Source organism: Pseudohoeflea suaedae (assembly GCF_004354915.1).
In the GTDB taxonomy this organism is placed as follows: domain Bacteria; phylum Pseudomonadota; class Alphaproteobacteria; order Rhizobiales; family Rhizobiaceae; genus Pseudohoeflea; species Pseudohoeflea suaedae.
The window spans coordinates 677,618-693,672 of sequence record NZ_SMSI01000002.1; the positions used below are offsets into that span (position 1 = coordinate 677,618).

At 62.2% G+C, this 16,055-nt stretch carries 14 protein-coding genes; 6 read left to right on the plus strand and 8 right to left on the minus strand.

The features are described from left to right. Nucleotides 1-151 precede the first annotated feature (151 nt). From E2A64_RS13350 to E2A64_RS13360, 3 genes are read right to left on the minus strand one after another with little or no spacing between them, the layout of a single operon-like run. Nucleotides 152-1,213, minus strand: a complete 1,062-nt coding sequence (locus E2A64_RS13350) for an ABC transporter substrate-binding protein (RefSeq protein ID WP_158285763.1) — start codon at nt 1,211-1,213, stop codon at nt 152-154. Between the two features lie 8 nt (nt 1,214-1,221). Next, nucleotides 1,222-2,673: a sensor histidine kinase gene (locus E2A64_RS13355; protein ID WP_133284960.1), complete on the minus strand. Its 1,452-nt coding sequence runs from the start codon at nt 2,671-2,673 to the stop codon at nt 1,222-1,224. 21 nt (nt 2,674-2,694) lie between these two features. Beyond that, nucleotides 2,695-3,366 (minus strand): response regulator transcription factor, encoded by a 672-nt coding sequence (locus E2A64_RS13360; protein WP_133284961.1) that lies wholly within the window; start codon nt 3,364-3,366, stop codon nt 2,695-2,697. Nucleotides 3,367-3,635: 269 nt separating this feature from the next. Between E2A64_RS13360 and E2A64_RS13365 the strand changes: the two genes are divergently transcribed. From E2A64_RS13365 to E2A64_RS13385, 5 genes are all read left to right on the plus strand, one after another. Further along, on the plus strand, nt 3,636-4,604 hold the full coding sequence (locus E2A64_RS13365; RefSeq protein ID WP_133284962.1) for a Bug family tripartite tricarboxylate transporter substrate binding protein: 969 nt from the start codon (nt 3,636-3,638) through the stop codon (nt 4,602-4,604). Nucleotides 4,605-4,741: 137 nt separating this feature from the next. Beyond that, on the plus strand, nt 4,742-5,182 hold the full coding sequence (locus E2A64_RS13370; RefSeq protein ID WP_133284963.1) for a tripartite tricarboxylate transporter TctB family protein: 441 nt from the start codon (nt 4,742-4,744) through the stop codon (nt 5,180-5,182). Between the two features lie 7 nt (nt 5,183-5,189). After that, nucleotides 5,190-6,713, plus strand: a complete 1,524-nt coding sequence (locus tag E2A64_RS13375; protein ID WP_133284964.1) for a tripartite tricarboxylate transporter permease — start codon at nt 5,190-5,192, stop codon at nt 6,711-6,713. Beyond that, nucleotides 6,710-7,756: an AbrB family transcriptional regulator gene (locus tag E2A64_RS13380; RefSeq protein WP_133284965.1), complete on the plus strand. Its 1,047-nt coding sequence runs from the start codon at nt 6,710-6,712 to the stop codon at nt 7,754-7,756. Before E2A64_RS13375 ends, E2A64_RS13380 begins: the two co-directional genes overlap by 4 nt. Before the next feature lie 252 nt (nt 7,757-8,008). Further along, nucleotides 8,009-9,208 (plus strand): mandelate racemase/muconate lactonizing enzyme family protein, encoded by a 1,200-nt coding sequence (locus E2A64_RS13385; RefSeq protein WP_133284966.1) that lies wholly within the window; start codon nt 8,009-8,011, stop codon nt 9,206-9,208. Nucleotides 9,209-9,403: 195 nt separating this feature from the next. Here the strand turns inward: E2A64_RS13385 and E2A64_RS13390 are convergent, their stop codons facing one another. Genes E2A64_RS13390 through E2A64_RS13400 form a run of 3 tightly spaced genes read right to left on the minus strand, consistent with a single transcriptional unit; the run spans nt 9,404 to nt 11,352 of the window. Next, nucleotides 9,404-9,955: a hypothetical protein gene (locus tag E2A64_RS13390; RefSeq protein ID WP_133284967.1), complete on the minus strand. Its 552-nt coding sequence runs from the start codon at nt 9,953-9,955 to the stop codon at nt 9,404-9,406. Beyond that, the gene (locus E2A64_RS13395; RefSeq protein ID WP_133284968.1) at nt 9,952-10,872 is read right to left on the minus strand and encodes a hypothetical protein; all 921 of its coding nucleotides are present in this window, start codon (nt 10,870-10,872) and stop codon (nt 9,952-9,954) included. The genes E2A64_RS13390 and E2A64_RS13395 overlap by 4 nt, the downstream gene beginning before the upstream one ends. A 30-nt stretch (nt 10,873-10,902) precedes the next feature. Next, complete coding sequence (locus E2A64_RS13400; protein ID WP_133284969.1) at nt 10,903-11,352, minus strand: hypothetical protein; 450 nt, start codon at nt 11,350-11,352, stop codon at nt 10,903-10,905. A gap of 437 nt (nt 11,353-11,789) precedes the next feature. Here E2A64_RS13400 and E2A64_RS13405 point away from each other — a divergent pair, with 437 nt between their 5' ends. Then, on the plus strand, nt 11,790-12,449 hold the full coding sequence (locus tag E2A64_RS13405; RefSeq protein WP_133284970.1) for a hypothetical protein: 660 nt from the start codon (nt 11,790-11,792) through the stop codon (nt 12,447-12,449). Between the two features lie 285 nt (nt 12,450-12,734). Here the strand turns inward: E2A64_RS13405 and E2A64_RS13410 are convergent, their stop codons facing one another. After that, entirely contained in the window at nt 12,735-14,813 is a 2,079-nt protein-coding gene (locus E2A64_RS13410) for a TRAP transporter permease (RefSeq protein ID WP_133284971.1), read from the minus strand. Between the two features lie 97 nt (nt 14,814-14,910). Beyond that, entirely contained in the window at nt 14,911-15,915 is a 1,005-nt protein-coding gene (locus tag E2A64_RS13415) for a TAXI family TRAP transporter solute-binding subunit (RefSeq protein WP_133284972.1), read from the minus strand. Between the last annotated feature and the right edge of the window lie 140 nt (nt 15,916-16,055).

Below are 16,055 nucleotides of genomic sequence, written 5' to 3' on the forward strand. Positions count from 1 at the left end.
CGGCTTTACCTTTTCCGGTGCCGCGGCATGTTTACGACATCAGGCGCGGCAGTCGGACAAATGAACCCGGCTTTCCATTTTACATTAATAAATCAATACAGATGGCTGATATAATGTATCATTTTGTAATTTAGATATGGAGGATAAATTCCTAGTATCCGCCCGTCCTGCCTGTCATCGAGGCTCGCCAGTCCCGCAGAAACTTCTGTTTTTTGCTCTCGTCCAGCCAGGTGAGGAGGCTCGGGCGAAGCCGGATCGGCAGAAGCGAGGTGCTGCCCTCGAAGCGGCTTTCGAAGAAGGACTGGCCGCCATCCTCCTCGGTGAGGAGCGGAAAGAGGGATGAGCGCGTCTCTATGAGGTCCTGTCCCTCGGGTGACAGCAGGTAGCGGATGAACTCGCCGCTTGCGGCCTTCGCGTCGGAAGCCCTGGTCACGAAAGCCGAGCGGGTGAAGACGAGCGCGTAATCGCTGAGGAGGAGGATTCCCAGGCGCGGATCGGCGCGAACCCTTTCCAGAGCGTAGGACCCGATCGCATTATAGGCCAGCACCAGGCCGCCATTGGCGAGTTCATCGACCATATCGGCCGTACAGCAATACGTCCGCGCGCGGGCGCGCCCCATGGATTCCACCAAGCGCGAGGCCTGGAAACCGCGCTGCGCATCCTGCGTGGCGAACATGTAGCCCACGCCTGACAGGCTCACATCATAGGTGCCGACCCGCCCGTCGAAAAAGGACGGCTCGTCGCGCATCATGCCGGCGAGTTCCGACCGTGTGGTCGGCAGGTCGCGATCCGCGAATGCCTCCCGGTTATACAGGAGTGCCACCGGCTCCTGGGTAAAGCCGAAGAGCTCCTCGCGCCAGCGTGCCCATTCGGGCGTGGCGGGCACGTCGGCAACGGGCGACGCATATCCGCGATTGACCAGTTCCACCTGCAGATCCATTGCCGAGGAGATAATGACGTCGGGCATCTCGTCGGCTTCAAGCACGGCGGCATGAAGTTCCGAGGTGTTGTATTCCGTATAGCGGATGGAGATGTCGGGATGCGCGGCCTCGAATTCCTCGAGAATGGCCCACATGGCACTTCGGTCGGTCGCACTCCAGACATCGATCGTGGTCGGTTCCGGGGCGTTGGCGCCTGAGCGGTAGGAGAAGAACGCGGCTGTCGCCAGAACGGCAAGGCCGACGAAGACGCCAAGAATTGCGAAGGGTCTCATGGTGCCTTTCATCGGACCGTCGGATTTTCGGGTATCGTGATGTTGATGCTCAAGCCCTTCGGTTGCCGGTCGGAGAGGCTCAAACGGCCCTTGTGGCTTTCGGCGACCGAAGCGACGATGGCAAGGCCGATGCCTGATCCGCCTGCCGGTCCCTTGGTATAGAAGCGTTCCAGCACTTTCGGCTTTTCGGCATCGGGAATTCCGGGCCCCGTGTCATCGACCCCGATCGAAAAGGCCGGATGGCCGTCGAGCGTCGTCCGTGCGACACGCAGCGTGATGTGATTGTCCGACGGTCCATGGCGTATCGCGTTGTCGACGAGATTGCGCAAGGCCTCGCGGATTGCGATCGGATCGCCCTTGACCCGGGCGGCGCCGTTGCCGGTGGGCAGGTCGACTTCGAAGTCGATGTTGCCGGCCCGTTCGTCGCGAACGATCTCCTCGACCAGCCGGGTCACGATCTCGCCCAGATCGACATCTTCGAACATGTCCTTGTCGGCGCGATGGATCACCATGGCATGGCTGAGAAGCTGGTTGGTCAGTCGCGTGGTGCGTCTCGCCTGGTCAAGCGCACGCCCGACCGCCATCGCGCTTGCACCGCCGCGCCTGTCGGCCGTTTCTAGATGTCCGTAAAGTGCTGCAAGCGAGGTCCGTATCTGGTGCGCGACGTCTGCGATGAACGATTCCGCCTGGCCGCGGGAGGTATCCAGCCGGCGCATGAATCCGTTGATCGCCGTGATCAGGCTTTCGATTTCTCGCGGCGGCTGGGCATCCAGCGGCCTCAATTCGCTCGGCTGACGTTCGCTGATGTCGCGCTCGATCTTTGCGAGCGGGCGCATGGCGAGCCCGATGCCTGCGCGCGCCAGAAGGATTCCGGCGATCGCCAGCGCGGCCAGTGGAACAAGCCCCTTGAGCACGAGATCGTGCTGCATGGCCGTCCGTGCGATCCGGGTCTGTCCGATCTGGACACCGATCCATTGCGGCGTGTCGGCGCTGAGCATTGTTCGCCCGGTCACGACGAAGCGCACCATTTCGCCGCTATATGCACGATCGAAGAAAACTGGCTCGGCAACCGGCGGCGGCTCGGTAAAGAAGCCGTCGCTTGTCGGAAGGTCCGCCATGCCTGTGAGCGTGGCTCCCCTTGCATCCATGACGCGGTAAAAAATGCGGTCGTCCTCGTCAAGCGCGAGGATTTCCATGGCGGAGGGCGGCAGATCGATGTCGATGCCATCCGCCGTTACCGTGACGCGCTCCAGAACCGCAATCGCGGCGCCTCGGAGAAGCAGGTCGTAGGTCTGGTTCGCCGAGCTTCGCGCATAGGTCCACAGGCTGACGGAGAGAAGCGCGATGATGATTGCGAAAGCCGCCATGGAGGCCACCATGAGGCGACGCCGGAGGGAGTAGGGGCGGTGTGCCTGGAGGCGGGCAGACGCGGCAAGACCTGACAGGCGCGTATCGCTCATATCCTCATCCCCACAGACCTTCTATTCGTCGCGGATCGTGGCGATATAGCCCAGACCGCGGATGGTCCTGATGGTCAGCGGCGATCCATCGAGCTTCTTGCGCAAACGTGTCATCGTCTGCTCGACCGCGTTCAGGCTCGGGGCCTCGTCGAAACTGTAGATCCTGTCGGCCACTTCCTCCTTGGTCAGCATCCGTCCGAGATTGCTCAGGAAGAGTTCGAGCACCTGCACCTCGCGCTGCCTGAGTTCCAGATCGACGCCCTTCGTGCTGGCGCGTCGCGCACCGCGGTCGAATTCGAAATCGCCATGGACGAACACGTTGCTCGCTTCGCCCGAGCGGCGCCTCACGAGCGCCCTGCAGCGTGCGGAAATCTCGCGAAAGTCACAGGGTTTGACCATGTAGTCGTCGGCGCCCGTGTCGAGGCCGGCAATGCGGTCGTCAATCTCCGAACGGGCCGTCAACGCCAGGACAGGCGTCCGGTCGCCGCGCGCACGCATGGCCCGGAGAACCTCGTAGCCGCTCATGGACGGAAGATTGATGTCGAGAATGACGACGTCGAAGGTGGCGTGAGACAACAGCGCATCCGCCTCGGCGCCATCGACTTCGAGATCGATCGCATGGCCCTCGGCTCGGAACCGCTCGAGTAAGGTATCGGACAGCGCGCGGCTATCCTCGACAAGGAGTATGCGCATGATCGGTTAGCCTTACCCGAGGCGAAGCGCTTTGAGAAGACTGTCTCGCGGTTGCCGCCGGGCGCGGTCCTGTCAGCTTCGTGTCAGTTTCGCGTCAAGCTGTAGTCAGGCTGTGCCGGTATTGCGGAAATGGGGAGAGAGGACCGGCGCGCGAACATAACGGTTGCGCGCCTCTGCAGCCCGAGAGGCTCCTATGCCTTTGCACGGGCGAGGGAAGAGATCGCAGACCTCTCCGACCGGTGAATTTAAATCCGATGGGAGGACCCAATATGACATTCGCTAAAACCGCACTCGCGCTGCTTTTCGCCAGCGTCGCAGTCGCCCCTGCCGCCGCACAGGAAGTCGATCGTCCGGAATGCGTCGCACCGGCCAAGCCGGGCGGTGGTTTCGACCTGACGTGCCGCATTGCGCAGCAGGGCCTCGAAAAGCAGTTCGACGGCCCGATGCAGGTCACATTCATGCCCGGCGGTATCGGCGCCGTGGCAATCAACCTGTTCAACACCACCCGCACCGACGATCCCAACGCGATCGTCGCGTTCTCTTCGGGTTCGCTTCTCAACATGGCGACCGGAAAATACGGCGAGTGGGGCGCCAACGACGTCCGCTTCCTGGCGACTGCCGGCACCGACTATGGCGCGGTCATCGTTCGCGCCGACAGCCAGTACCAGACCCTCGGCGACCTGATGGCCGATCTCGAGAAGGATCCGGGCAGCGTCGTCATGGGAGCTGGCGGTTCCGTCGGCTCGCAGGACTGGATGAAGGCGGCAATCCTCATGAAGGCCGACAATCTCGACGCACGCAAGATGCGCTACGTCGCATTCGACGGCGGCGGCGATGCGATCGCCGGCCTGCTGGGCGGGTCGATCAAGGTCTATTTCGGCGATGTCGGCGAGATGGTCTCCCACCTCGATACCGGCGAGATGCGCATTCTCGCGGTCATGAGCGACGAGCGTCTGCCCGAGCCCTTCTCCGAAATCTCCACCGCCAAGGAAGCCGGCTACGATGCGTCGTGGCCGATCGTTCGCGGCTTCTACATGGGCAAGAACGTCTCCGACGCCGCCTATGAAGAGTGGGTGAAGGCGTTCAACGCTGCCTATGCGACCGATGAATGGGCGGCTCTCGTCAAGGACAAGGGCCTGCTTCCGCTCGATCTGTCGGGCCAGGAAATGGACGCCGACATGAAGAGCCGCGTCGAGCGCATGACCGGTATTGCCAAGGAAGCCGGTCTTATCGAATAGTCCTCCCAAGGGCACAGGCCGGGGCCGTCCCGTCTCTTTTTCAAGGAGCGGGGCGGCCCGTGCCGCATTTCTCAAGTTTTCCACGCGAGAAGGGCGTTGCTTGTCGCCATTCTTGCGCCGTCGTCATGGAGGTTCCTATGGCCGACCGCATATTTGCAGGCATTCTGTTTCTGGTGGCGATCGGATACACCATTGTCGCCTTCACGGTGATCAAGGCGCCGTTCCAGTACGACCCGTTGGGTCCGGAGAGCTGGCCTCGCATCCTGGGGATCGTCGCGCTGCCGTGCATCCTCTTCATCTTCGCCCGGCCGGACGTATCGCGTCTGGGTGTCCCGGTCAGGACATGGGGCCGCCTGGCTGCCCTGGTCGTGATGCTCTGGGCCTATGCTTTCCTCTTCCAGCCGCTCGGTTTCATCCTGGCCACGTTCGCCTTCTGCATGGCGCTTTCGCTCATGCTCGGAGCGCGGCTGGTCTCGGCTCTCGTATTCAGCGGCGCGGTCGGCGTGCTCGGGTATTTCGTTTGCACCAAGTTGCTCGAAATCAACCTGCCTGCCGGCGTTCTGACAATCTTTAGGTGAGTTTATCATGGACGCTGTATTCTCTGGGCTGGCTTCCGGCTTCCAAGTCGCGCTCGACCCCTTCAACCTCTTTCTCGTGCTCGGCGGATGTTTCGCCGGTACCCTGATCGGCGCCCTTCCGGGTATCGGGCCGATCAATGGCGTGGCGATCCTGCTGCCGATCGCCTATGGCCTGGGGTTCCCGCCGGAATCGGCGATCATTCTCCTGGCCGGGATCTATTACGGCGCCGAATATGGCGGCCGTATCTCGTCCATCCTGCTCAACGTTCCGGGTGATGCCGGTGCGGTGATGACCACGCTCGACGGCAATCCGATGGCCCGCAACGGCGAGGCCGGCAAGGCGCTGTCGCTGTCGGCGGTCGCCTCCTTCGTCGGCGGCACGTTTGCCGTCGTGCTGATGAGCTTCTTCGGTCCTGCGCTTGCGTCCTATGCGATCCATTTCTCGCCGTCCGACTATGTGGCGCTGATGGTCTTCGCTTTCGCGTCGCTCGCATCGCTCGTCGGCTCCAACCCGGTCAAGACACTGCTTGCCGCTCTGATGGGCCTGATGCTGGCCTCCATCGGCATCGACGCGAACACCGGCGTGGCCCGCTATACGTTCGGCATTCCCGATCTTCTCGCCGGCATCGACTTTCTGGTCGTCGTCATCGGTCTCTTCGGCATGGCGGAACTGATCACGCTCGTCGAGAAACAGGCGACCGGCACGCTGAAGACGCTCAAGATCGACAAGAGCTTTGTCACGCTCAAGGACATTGCCTTCGTCAAGTGGACGATCCTGCGCGGTTCGGTGATCGGCTTCTTCATCGGCATCCTGCCGGGCACCGGTGCCTCGGTCGCATCTGCCGTTGCCTATGGCGCGGAAAAGCGTTCGGCCAGCGACAGCTCGAAATTCGGGGAAGGCGACATGCGCGGGCTTGCCGCGCCTGAAGCCGCCAACAACGCTGCCGCCGGCGGCGCCATGGTGCCGATGCTCACGCTCGGCATTCCCGGCTCGGGCACGACGGCGATCCTGCTCGGCGCGCTCATGCTGTTCAACGTCACCCCCGGTCCGCTGATGTTCGAGCAGCGTCCGGAGATTGCCTGGGGCCTGATCGCCTCGATGTATATCGGCAATATCGCGCTTCTGATCATCAACCTGCCGCTGGTCGGTCTGTTTGCGCGGATGCTGACGATCCCGCAGCAGTTCCTGACGCCGCTCATCGCGGTGCTGGCATTCATCGGCGTCTATTCGGTCGTCTCCAACCCGCACGATCTCTACATGATCACGCTTCTGGGTGTGTTCGGCTGGTTCCTGCGCAAGCTTCAGTTCTCGCTCGCGCCGGTCATCCTCGGTTTCGTCCTGGGTGGCCTGTTCGAGGACAATCTGCGCCGGGCGCTGTCGATTTCCAACGGCGACTACACGATCCTCGTGGAATCGATGAACAGCGTCGTCCTCTATGCCCTGGCTGTCCTCGTCGTGGTTGCGCCGCTCGTCATCGCGCGTCGCCGGAAGAAGATGAGGGACGAGGCCGATCACGGCGAGACCGCATGATTGCATCCTACAGACCCGTCCTGCTTGCTATCGGCGCCGCACTTTGCGGCGCCGCCCTTTTTCAGGCGCTGGGCGTTCCGGCCGGCGCGCTTGTCGGCTCGACCGTAACCGTCACCGCGCTGTCCGCCGCGGGTTTCAGGCTGGCGGTTCCGGCGAGGCTGAGGAACCTCGGCTTCACGGCGATCGGGGTGACCCTCGGCGCCGGCGTGACGACGCATTTCTTCTCCGACCTGATGCGGTTCCCGGTTAGCCTGGCGGCCCTGACCGTGACGATGATCGCCGTTCTGGTGATCTCCTCAAATGTCCTGAAGCGCTTCTTCGGTGTGCCTGCCGCCACCGCCGTACTGGCGACGTCCCCCGGTGCGCTGTCCTATTCGCTGTCGCTGGCGGCCGAGCGCCCCTGGGCGAAGATCGACGTTTCCTTCGTCATGGTCCTGCAAAGCCTGCGCCTTCTGATCATCACGGTTGCGCTGCCGCCGCTCGTCGCGCTCATTGACATGGGGCTGGGGGGCGAAGGCGTCGCCCTGACAGCCGCCGAAACGCTCGATTTCCCCACCAGCATCCTGTTGATCGCAATTGCGACCGTCGGCGGCTATCTGTTCGAACGGCTTAGGATGCCGGCCGCATTCCTGCTGGCCGGCGTCTTCGTCAGCGGTCTGGGGCACGGTGTCGGCTGGCTGGAAGGGCGGCCGTCGCAGATCCTGACATTCATCGGATTTTCGCTGGCCGGCGCCGTCATCGGCGCGCGGTTCTCGTCGATTTCCCGCTCGGAACTCAGGCGCATGTTCGTCGCCGGCCTGGTCGTCACCACGCTTGCAATGATCATATCCGGCATCATCAGCGCTGGTGTGGCGCAACTGCTCGATCTGCCGTTCGGACAGGTCTGGGTGTCCTTCGCGCCCGGCGGCGTCGAAGGCATGAGCGCCATGGCGCTGTCGCTCGGATATGATCCGACCTATGTGGCGACCCACCATATCTTCCGGCTGCTGCTCCTCATCCTGATCCTGCCGGTCTTCGCCCGGACCAAGAAGCCGAGCGACTAGCATCGGGCGAACCACCACCCGCATCGGGAACGGGCGCCACCGGCGCGCCCGTCATCTCCGGCATGCCGACTGCCGCGCTGAGGGGATCGGCGTCGTCCGCGAACCGGCACCGTTCGGCGCCTGTCTGCCGGTCGTTTCAAACTGGCCTTCTCGAAACGCCAAAATGGACATGGCCGGGCATCCATTTTCTTCCTAGCGTCCGCTCATGAAGCGTGATGCCCGGTGGTCTCGCGCACCGAAAAGGGGACTAGAATGCAGGTACTCGATCGCCTCGAACTCTATGTGGTCAACGCTCCGCTCCCGGCACCTTTCGCGCCATCCTGGATTCCGGGCACGATCCGCAATACGGCCTCATTCACGCTCGCCCGTTTCATCACCGATGACGGTATCGAGGGATGGAGCGCGTTTCCCGGCGGCGCCCGCGACCGCGCCGGCATCGGCGACACGATGGCCAACCTCTTCCTGGGCCAGGACCCCGAAGATATCGACCTGATGGCCGAGCGCATCCGGATCATGGCGGTTGGCGGGAACTTCAACTGGTGGCTCGAGCCCGCTTTCTGGGACATCAAGGCCAAGCGCGCCGGGCTGCCGCTCTACAAGTACCTCGGCGGCACCCACGACCGCATCAAGCTCTATTCCTCCGCCGGCGAAATCAAGGATACCGGCGCGCGGCGCGAGGAGGCGGAGGCGCGCTATTCCGAAGGCTTCGAGACGATGAAGGTGCGCGTGCACGATTTCGACGAGGCCGTCGACATCGCGCATATCCAGGACGTCGCGCGCTACATGGAAGGCCGGATGAAGATTTCGGTCGACTGCAACCAGGCCTTCCGTCTCACCCAGAACGGCGATGCGCCGCTGTGGTCGCTCGACCGGGCCAAGCGCTTCGTGGACGCCGCCGCCGATGTGGGGCTCGCCTGGGTGGAAGAGCCGCTCTTCGGCGAATGGCACGAGGAGATCGCCAAGCTCACATCCTACTCGCGCGTGCCGATCGCCGGCGGCGAGCTTCACTCGATGGGTGCGAGCGAATTGATCCGCATGGGCAAGATGGGCTGCTACAACATCCTCCAGCCCGATGCGATGTGGGCGGGCGGCGTTCAGCAGGGCATGGAAGTGGCGAAATTCTGCCGCGAGGCGGGGCTGAAATTCACCCCGCATTGCTGGACCAACGGGTTCGGCTTCATCATCAACGCCCAGATCTTCGCGGCCAGCGGCTTTGCCGGCGAGATGCTGTTCGAATATCCCTATGCCCCGCCGGGCTGGGTGCCGGAAGGCCGCGACGCGGTGATGAGCGCGCCGTTCCTGCACAATCGCGGCTGGTTCGAGATGCCCCAGACCCCGGGCCTCGGTTTCGAGATCGACCACAAGGCGCTGGAAAAATGCGGCCGCCGCTTCTTCGCCGCCAGCCGGAAAGAGCGCCACTGGATGCCGGAAGCGCTGGCCGATCTCGGGTGAGGGGGGCCTGTCGCGGTCGATTTGAGGTGATGAGCCCATTTCGGCCGCAGTGGCAGGTTCCGCGGAGCGGCAGCATGGGGGCCGGAAGTGGTCCGACATCTTTCGGGGTGAAGTCATCAGTAAGCGGACATTCTATCGCCAACTTCATAGTAGCCGTTCCGCTACCTCCCAGCTGCCCAATCTCTCTAGCGAGGGCTAACCTGCGGCTGAGTGCATGAGGTGGCGCCGGATTTGCTCGGCCTCGCTGTCAGTACAAAGCCGGCGATCGAAAGCCTCCTCGTCTTCATGCCCATAGGAGAAAATGGGAACGCGCCGCTCGAGTGTCCTCACCACGGTGATGCAGGGCCTTGTGATCACAGCCACCCGGTGGATCACGCCCGCCTCAAGCCGGTAGGACGCGCCCGAAGCGGACTCGAACGACGCGATCGGGAGGAGCCGTCCCCTTCTTCCTGACGGTATCAGGACGGATTCTTGCCCATTGTAGGTGACCGCGTATTCCGCCTCGAAACCGTCCGCCGCCTCCTCGAACCGGAACAGTTCGCTGCGCATGCGTCCGGCGACCACCAAGGATTCGATGTCGAACGAATGCTGGTGACGGTCGTTCTCCGGCCGGTCCGGGCCGTCGGGAAGCCAGATATGGACGCGGCGCGTCCTCGCCTCCCCTACAGCATCCTTGAGGTAGAAAAACCCGAGCGGATGCAAGCGGAAATCGCTGGCCCGCTGATGTGCTCCGACCAGTTCCCTCATCCGTAGCGGTGGGGCCGGACCGTGATCAGGCGCGCCACCTCCTGCTGAATCGCGTCCACGTCGCCGACGTTGATACCAAACGCTTTTAGGGTCTTCGCATCGCAGCTTTTCTCTTCCAGCTTCAGGCCCGCGAACAGCGCCGTGTCCCAGGTCACCTCTCGGGAAACGTCGCGCTCGTTCGTCACCGTGCTACGGAACATGTCGTAGAACTCGGATCCGTAGTCGAAAAAGAGGGCCGACTTCTTCTTGTCGTCCTGCGTGAGGATCGCGCCTTTGTCAGAAAGGTCGACCCGGAACGCTGGCAGAAAGCGGGACAGATGAACCTTGATGTCGAGGTGCTTGTTGTTCGACGACTTGATCGCGCAGGCCATACAGGTCGACAGGACGTTGGGAAGCAGTGGATTGTCCCCCGGCTCTTCCCCGAGCGCCTTCAGGATTTCCCTGTAGGACCTCACGAGGCGCTCGTCGTCGGGATCGGGCAGGAGGACGTCGACCACGATGTTGCGCTTGTTCTCGCGGGCTTGCCTGTCTAGCTCGAGCAGCGGATAAGCCCTGAAGAACGACCCCGACCGTCCCCAGAACATGTAATGCCGGACCTCCTTTGGCATCGCAATCATCCGCTCGCTGATGTCCTGCGGACGGGTGACGTTTACCTCTCTGAAGGCTGTACTGGCTCCGATGAAGTAGAGATAGAGAGCGTAGAACCCGAGGATGATCACCGACCCGGCTATGATCTCGATCAGCACGGAAACCATGATCTCGTTGGTGATTGGCCATGTAACGTGTGCTTTAACAACGCCGACGAGTACGAGGCAGAATACTATCAGCAGGCTGAACCCGCCGAAGAACCTTTTGCGCGCGTAGCTTGAAGTCAGGTCGTCAAAAAAATCGACCGCCGTTATCTTGGACGCTTTCATAGCATTGCTTTCGAGTGGTGACTGTGTTCGTTACGGCGATAAGACTGCGTCATGTAGAATAATTTCCGATATTTGCGACGTCATGGCGCTGGCGAACTGCCAAGTTTGAAATAGTCCCTCTTGGATAGCTTCCAGATCGGCAATCATCGCCTGCCGCCCCTCGTCGGTCTGAATCTTGAAATTGTGTTTTTCGTAAAATCCATAGTTCAGACGATTTCGAGCTCTTTGAGCGAATGAGAACCTATCCGCAAGGTCGTCGTCAATGCGGATCGCACCTTTGAAGCTATTTGCTAGGCGTCTGAGCGTGCTCCGGTCGATCTCATCCAGAACGGCGCGTGCTTTCTCGCCGTTCGGCAAGAGGTGCCAGCCATACTCGAGTCCTCGCGGGCAGAGCAGCAACGTTCCAAGCTCTGTTTCGAATAGCTGGCCGGCTTCGGCCGCGATCCCGAACTTCGTGTACAGTTCCTCTCGCGTCGCCAATTTCGGTCACGCGCCTCCCGCCGTGGCTTTGGGCGCGACTGGTCCGATTCCCGGCCCAGCGATCAACCGCACCCGAGGTGCAGGTGCTGACATGATCGCGTAGGCAACACTAACTTCATCAAGTACTGTATCCGAACCCAATACTCGCCTCCATTTAATTTGATGTTAAATCTACCGGTTCCGGAAACAATTGAAAGTCCCCGTCTACGTTAGCTTGTTGTGAAACTACCGTTGCCACCTGTGCCATCCGAGGCGCGGCCTTAGCCCCACTTTGCAGGCTGGCAAGTCTAAGTCCGCGGCGGGGAATACGCGGGGCGTCCAGGGCACCCAGAGCAAGCATCACATTCCAGATCCCGGGCGGCATTGGGTCGGCGTGCAACTTTCGAGGTCGAAGATGTGAGAAGGTGCTATCGAAGCGTGACCGGAAGGGAGTTGCCATGATGAAGAAAGCCAGCCATCTCGACAAGTACGCCGCACTTTTCCACGAGAAGATGGGGCAGATCGATCCGCTCCTGCAGGCTGTCTTGACAGGACACCTGATCATTGAGACCGCGCTCGATAACATCTTGACCATAGTCTTCTTCCACCCAGAGCATGTCTTCAAGGAGGCACGCCTCGGCTTCTCACAGAAAGTCCAGATCGTACGCGCCTACTGTTTGCGGAAAGACGACAACTCGATCTGGGATCTGATCCTCGCTGTGAACTCAGTGCGCAACGAGATCGCCCACAATCTCGCGGGCGAGAAGCGTGACGCACGGCTGCAGCAGCTCCGGTCACTTTTCACGGCCGAAGTCAACGGCGAAATGCCGACCGCGCTTGAGGTGGAGTGGAAGAGTCTGAAGGACGTGCCCGACCAGGTAATTATGGTCTGGGCATGCTCCCTATGCACGGGCTTCCTCGGAGAGTTTGAGGCAGACATCTCTTCTTTGAGAAACATGATCGACGCGCTCGATGCGAACATTAATCCAGATTTGGAGCGAGTTGCGAGGAAGACGCCGGAGGAGGCGAAAGCCAGGATGAAGAAGGCGGCAAAAGGGGGACGCACGATGAGGTTCCGGCAGGAGCCATCTGGAAGCGATGGCGGAAGCACTGGGTGACCCTGACTTCCTGATTGAGAGCGCGAAACTGAAGAATTCCGGTTCCTGCACGAAGCGCGATGCCCCGAGGGTCTGAACGCCTAGTCCTCTGGTGCGCATAGAACCAACCGTGCCTTCTCCAGATAAGATGTCAAAGCTGAACCCAGCCCATGACGTGCCATTTCGCGTTTAGGATCGGGCCGGCCACCCTCAGCGTCGCCGGCTACGTCCGCTTTAACGGAGCGTCAAATCTGTTCTCGATGTCCGCAATGGGGCGCAAAGCCGCCACAGCCGATGCCGCGCCCCTCACGCCGCCGCATCGTCCTTCAACAGCAACTGCCGTGCCGCCACCGGCACCATCAGCAAAAGCCCGATGATCGTGGCCGTCAGATCGGGGGCTACCAGCAGGATCGCCGACAGGACGAGGGCGATGCGTTCGTACCAGCGCAGCGGCGCGAAGAGCCAGTTGGAGACGGCCGCGGCAAGCGCCCAGATGCCGAGCACCGTGCCGCCGAAGGCGAGCGCGAAGGCGGTCCAGGTGAAATTGTCGGTCACCAGCAGAAGTGCGGGCTGGAAGGCGAAGACGAAGGGGACGAGCGCCTTGCCCATAGAAAGCCGGAAGGCGGTGTTGCCGGCCTTGAAGGCGTTGGCGTCCGCTATGCCGGCACCCGCATAGGCCGCCATCGCCACCGGTGGCGTCACGTCGGCCAGAACCCCGTAATAGAAGACGAAGAAGTGGGCGACGAGCGGCTGCACGCCGAGCAGGCCGAGGATCGGGGCGGCGACGGCGACCATGATGATGTAGTTTGCCGTCGTCGGGATGCCGCAGCCCATCAGGATGCAGACGATGGCTGTCAGCATCAGCGTGAACAGAAGCGTCAGCGTCGGCACGCCCATCAGCTTGAAGGGCAGGAAGGCCAGGAGGCCGTGAACCGAGCCCGCCCAGTCCTGCGCCACCGTGGTGACCATGTAGGCGATCTTGAAGCCGACGCCGGTCAGCGTGACGACACCGATGACCACGCCGACGAGAGCGGCGGCGGCGGTCACGGAGAGCGACTGCTTGGCGCCCAGGATAAACCCTTCCCACACGCCGTGGGCGGTGCCTTTCAGGCCGGCCAGAAGACCGCCCTCTCGCACCTGCTGGATCACCAGAACGACGATACAGGCGGTGATCGACCAGAAGGCTGCGGCGAAGGGCGTGCGGCCGGACAGGAGGATCGCGATCAGGATGAGAAGAGGCGCGACAGAGAGCCAGCCTTCCTTCAGCACCTTCCATGCATTGGGCAGTTCCTCTGCCGACAGGCCGCGCAGGCCGAGGCGGCGGGCTTCGAGATGGACCTGAACCAGAACCCCGAAGAAGTGCATGAAGGCGGGGACGAGGGCTGCCGTCAGGATGGTGGTGAGCGGCAGACCGAGATACTCGATCATCAGGAAGGCCACGGCACCCATGACGGGCGGGGTGATCTGTCCGCCGGTCGATGCGGCTGCCTCGACGGCGGCTGCGAAATGGCGGGGATAGCCGATGCGGATCATGGCGGGAATGGTCAGCGCGCCGGTGGTCACCGTATTGGCGATCGATGAGCCGGAAATCGAGCCCAGCAGGGCGGACGAGACCACCGACACCTTTGCCGGGCCGCCGGCATAGCGCCCGGCGAGCGCGGAGGCGACGTCGATGAACAGTTGCCCGAGACCGATGCGCGTCGCCATCACGCCGAAAAGCACGAAGTGGAACACATAGGTGGCAATCACGCCGAGCGCGGTGCCGTAAATGCCCTGCGAGGTGAGATAGAGGTGATTGACGATATTCGTCCAGCTCGAGCCCGGATGCACGAACAGGCCGGGCATGTACTGGCCGAAATAGGCATAGGCCATGAACAGTATCGCGATGACGGGGAGGGGCCAGCCCATCGAACGGCGCACCGCCTCGAGCAGAACCACGATCAGGGTCGTACCCATCACGACATCGATCGTCAGCGGATTGCCGACGCGGAAGGCGAGCTCGCTGTAGATCCAGGGGACGTATAGCGCCGCGATCAGGCCGGCAATGCCGAGAACCCAGTCATAGAGCGGCAGGCCGAAGGGCGCGAAGGCCCCGGGCTTGATTTCCTTCCTGCCGAAGGCCGAGAAGCTCAGGAAGACGACGAGAAGCGTCACGCCCAGATGCAGGCCGCGGTGGACGGTGGCCTGGGGAATGCCGAAACCGGCTGTGTAGTAGTGATAGCAAGACAGCAGAAACAGGATGGTCGCGGTGACGATCGTCATCGGCCAGGCAAGGACGCGGAAACGCAGTTCCGGATCGTAGGTCTCCTCGATCTGCTGGAGCTCGTCTGCCGTCAGGTGACGGACATCCTCGGCCGTTTCCCGGTTCCTGTTGTCTTCGCTCATGTCCCCACAACCTTCTTGAGAGCCTTAGAAATCGAGGGCCGCGCAGGTTCTGCGCGGCCCTCGAGCATCGTTTCAAGTCCGGTACACCGGTCCTGCCTTACTTGAGCAGACCGGCTTCCTTGTAGAACTTCTCCGCACCCGGATGCAGCGGAATGCCAACGCCGTTGAGAGCCGTTTCCTTGGTGATCGACTTGCCCTTGGCGTGGCCCGCATCGAGCTGCTTGCGGGTATTGTCGTTCCACAGTGCCTTGGTGATGCCGTAGATCAGGTCTTCCGGCTGGTCGGCGCTGGTGATCCACTGCGCGCCGACGGCAAGCGTCTGCACGTCGTCCGGATTGCCTTCATAGGTGCCGCCCGGAAAGGTGTCGGATGCAAAGAACTCGAACTCTTCGCAGATCGAGGGTGCCTCGTCGCAGGAGATCGGGATGAGCTTGACCTCATGCTGGCTGGCGAGTTCGGCGATCGCGCCGGCCGGATAGCCGCCGACGAAGAAGAACGCATCCATCGCGCCGTCGCGCATGCGATCGGCTGCCTGGTCGGGCTTGAGGAATTCTGCCGAAACATCGTCTTCGGACAGGCCATAGCCCTCGAGGATGATGCGGGCGTCGACGAGCGTGCCGGAACCGGGCTCATCGAGGGAAACCCTCTTGCCCTTCAGGTCGGCAACGCTGTTGATGCCGGAGCCGGCGCTTGCCACGAGGTGAATGCTTTCGGGATAGAGATTGGCGATGGCGCGCAGTTTCTCAACCGCGGGCTTGCCTTCCCAGATGCCGGTGCCGGTATAGGCCCAGGTCGCGACGTCGGACTGTGCGAAGCCCGATTCCAGCGTCCCGCCCTGGATGGCGTTGATGTTGGCCACGGAGCCGTTTGCCGAAAGAGCCGAGGCAACGAGACCGGGAACGCCGCAGGAGCCGCCTTCCTCGCAGGGGCGCGAGCCGGGAGGGTTGGAGATGGCGTTCGCAAGAAGTCCACCGATCGGATAGTAGGTGCCGGCCGTGCCACCGGTGCCGATGCGGAAGAACTGGATGTCCTGGGCGAGGGCGCCGGAGGTGGCGAGGCCAAGCGCCAGTGCCGCGCCTGCTACGAACTTGAAATGTTTCATGGGAACTCCCTGTTCTGCTTATTGTTGGCGGGGAGCTTATGCGTCTTGACGGCGGGGTTCAAGCGATGCGGTCGCCCGCGTTTGCCGCGTGAGCGCTTTTTCAAGTCTTTTGTGCGATCCGATCCGCCTTGCAGCTTTCC

Excerpts from the sequence above, each read along its gene's own strand:
- E2A64_RS13350 (WP_158285763.1), bottom strand. The coding sequence starts at position 1,213 with ATGAGACCCTTCGCAATTCTTGGCGTCTTCGTCGGCCTTGCCGTTCTG.
- E2A64_RS13355 (WP_133284960.1), bottom strand. The coding sequence starts at position 2,673 with ATGAGCGATACGCGCCTGTCAGGTCTTGCCGCGTCTGCCCGCCTCCAG.
- E2A64_RS13360 (WP_133284961.1), bottom strand. The coding sequence starts at position 3,366 with ATGCGCATACTCCTTGTCGAGGATAGCCGCGCGCTGTCCGATACCTTA.
- E2A64_RS13365 (WP_133284962.1), top strand. The coding sequence starts at position 3,636 with ATGACATTCGCTAAAACCGCACTCGCGCTGCTTTTCGCCAGCGTCGCA.
- E2A64_RS13370 (WP_133284963.1), top strand. The coding sequence starts at position 4,742 with ATGGCCGACCGCATATTTGCAGGCATTCTGTTTCTGGTGGCGATCGGA.
- E2A64_RS13375 (WP_133284964.1), top strand. The coding sequence starts at position 5,190 with ATGGACGCTGTATTCTCTGGGCTGGCTTCCGGCTTCCAAGTCGCGCTC.
- E2A64_RS13380 (WP_133284965.1), top strand. The coding sequence starts at position 6,710 with ATGATTGCATCCTACAGACCCGTCCTGCTTGCTATCGGCGCCGCACTT.
- E2A64_RS13385 (WP_133284966.1), top strand. The coding sequence starts at position 8,009 with ATGCAGGTACTCGATCGCCTCGAACTCTATGTGGTCAACGCTCCGCTC.
- E2A64_RS13390 (WP_133284967.1), bottom strand. The coding sequence starts at position 9,955 with ATGAGGGAACTGGTCGGAGCACATCAGCGGGCCAGCGATTTCCGCTTG.
- E2A64_RS13395 (WP_133284968.1), bottom strand. The coding sequence starts at position 10,872 with ATGAAAGCGTCCAAGATAACGGCGGTCGATTTTTTTGACGACCTGACT.
- E2A64_RS13405 (WP_133284970.1), top strand. The coding sequence starts at position 11,790 with ATGATGAAGAAAGCCAGCCATCTCGACAAGTACGCCGCACTTTTCCAC.
- E2A64_RS13410 (WP_133284971.1), bottom strand. The coding sequence starts at position 14,813 with ATGAGCGAAGACAACAGGAACCGGGAAACGGCCGAGGATGTCCGTCAC.
- E2A64_RS13415 (WP_133284972.1), bottom strand. The coding sequence starts at position 15,915 with ATGAAACATTTCAAGTTCGTAGCAGGCGCGGCACTGGCGCTTGGCCTC.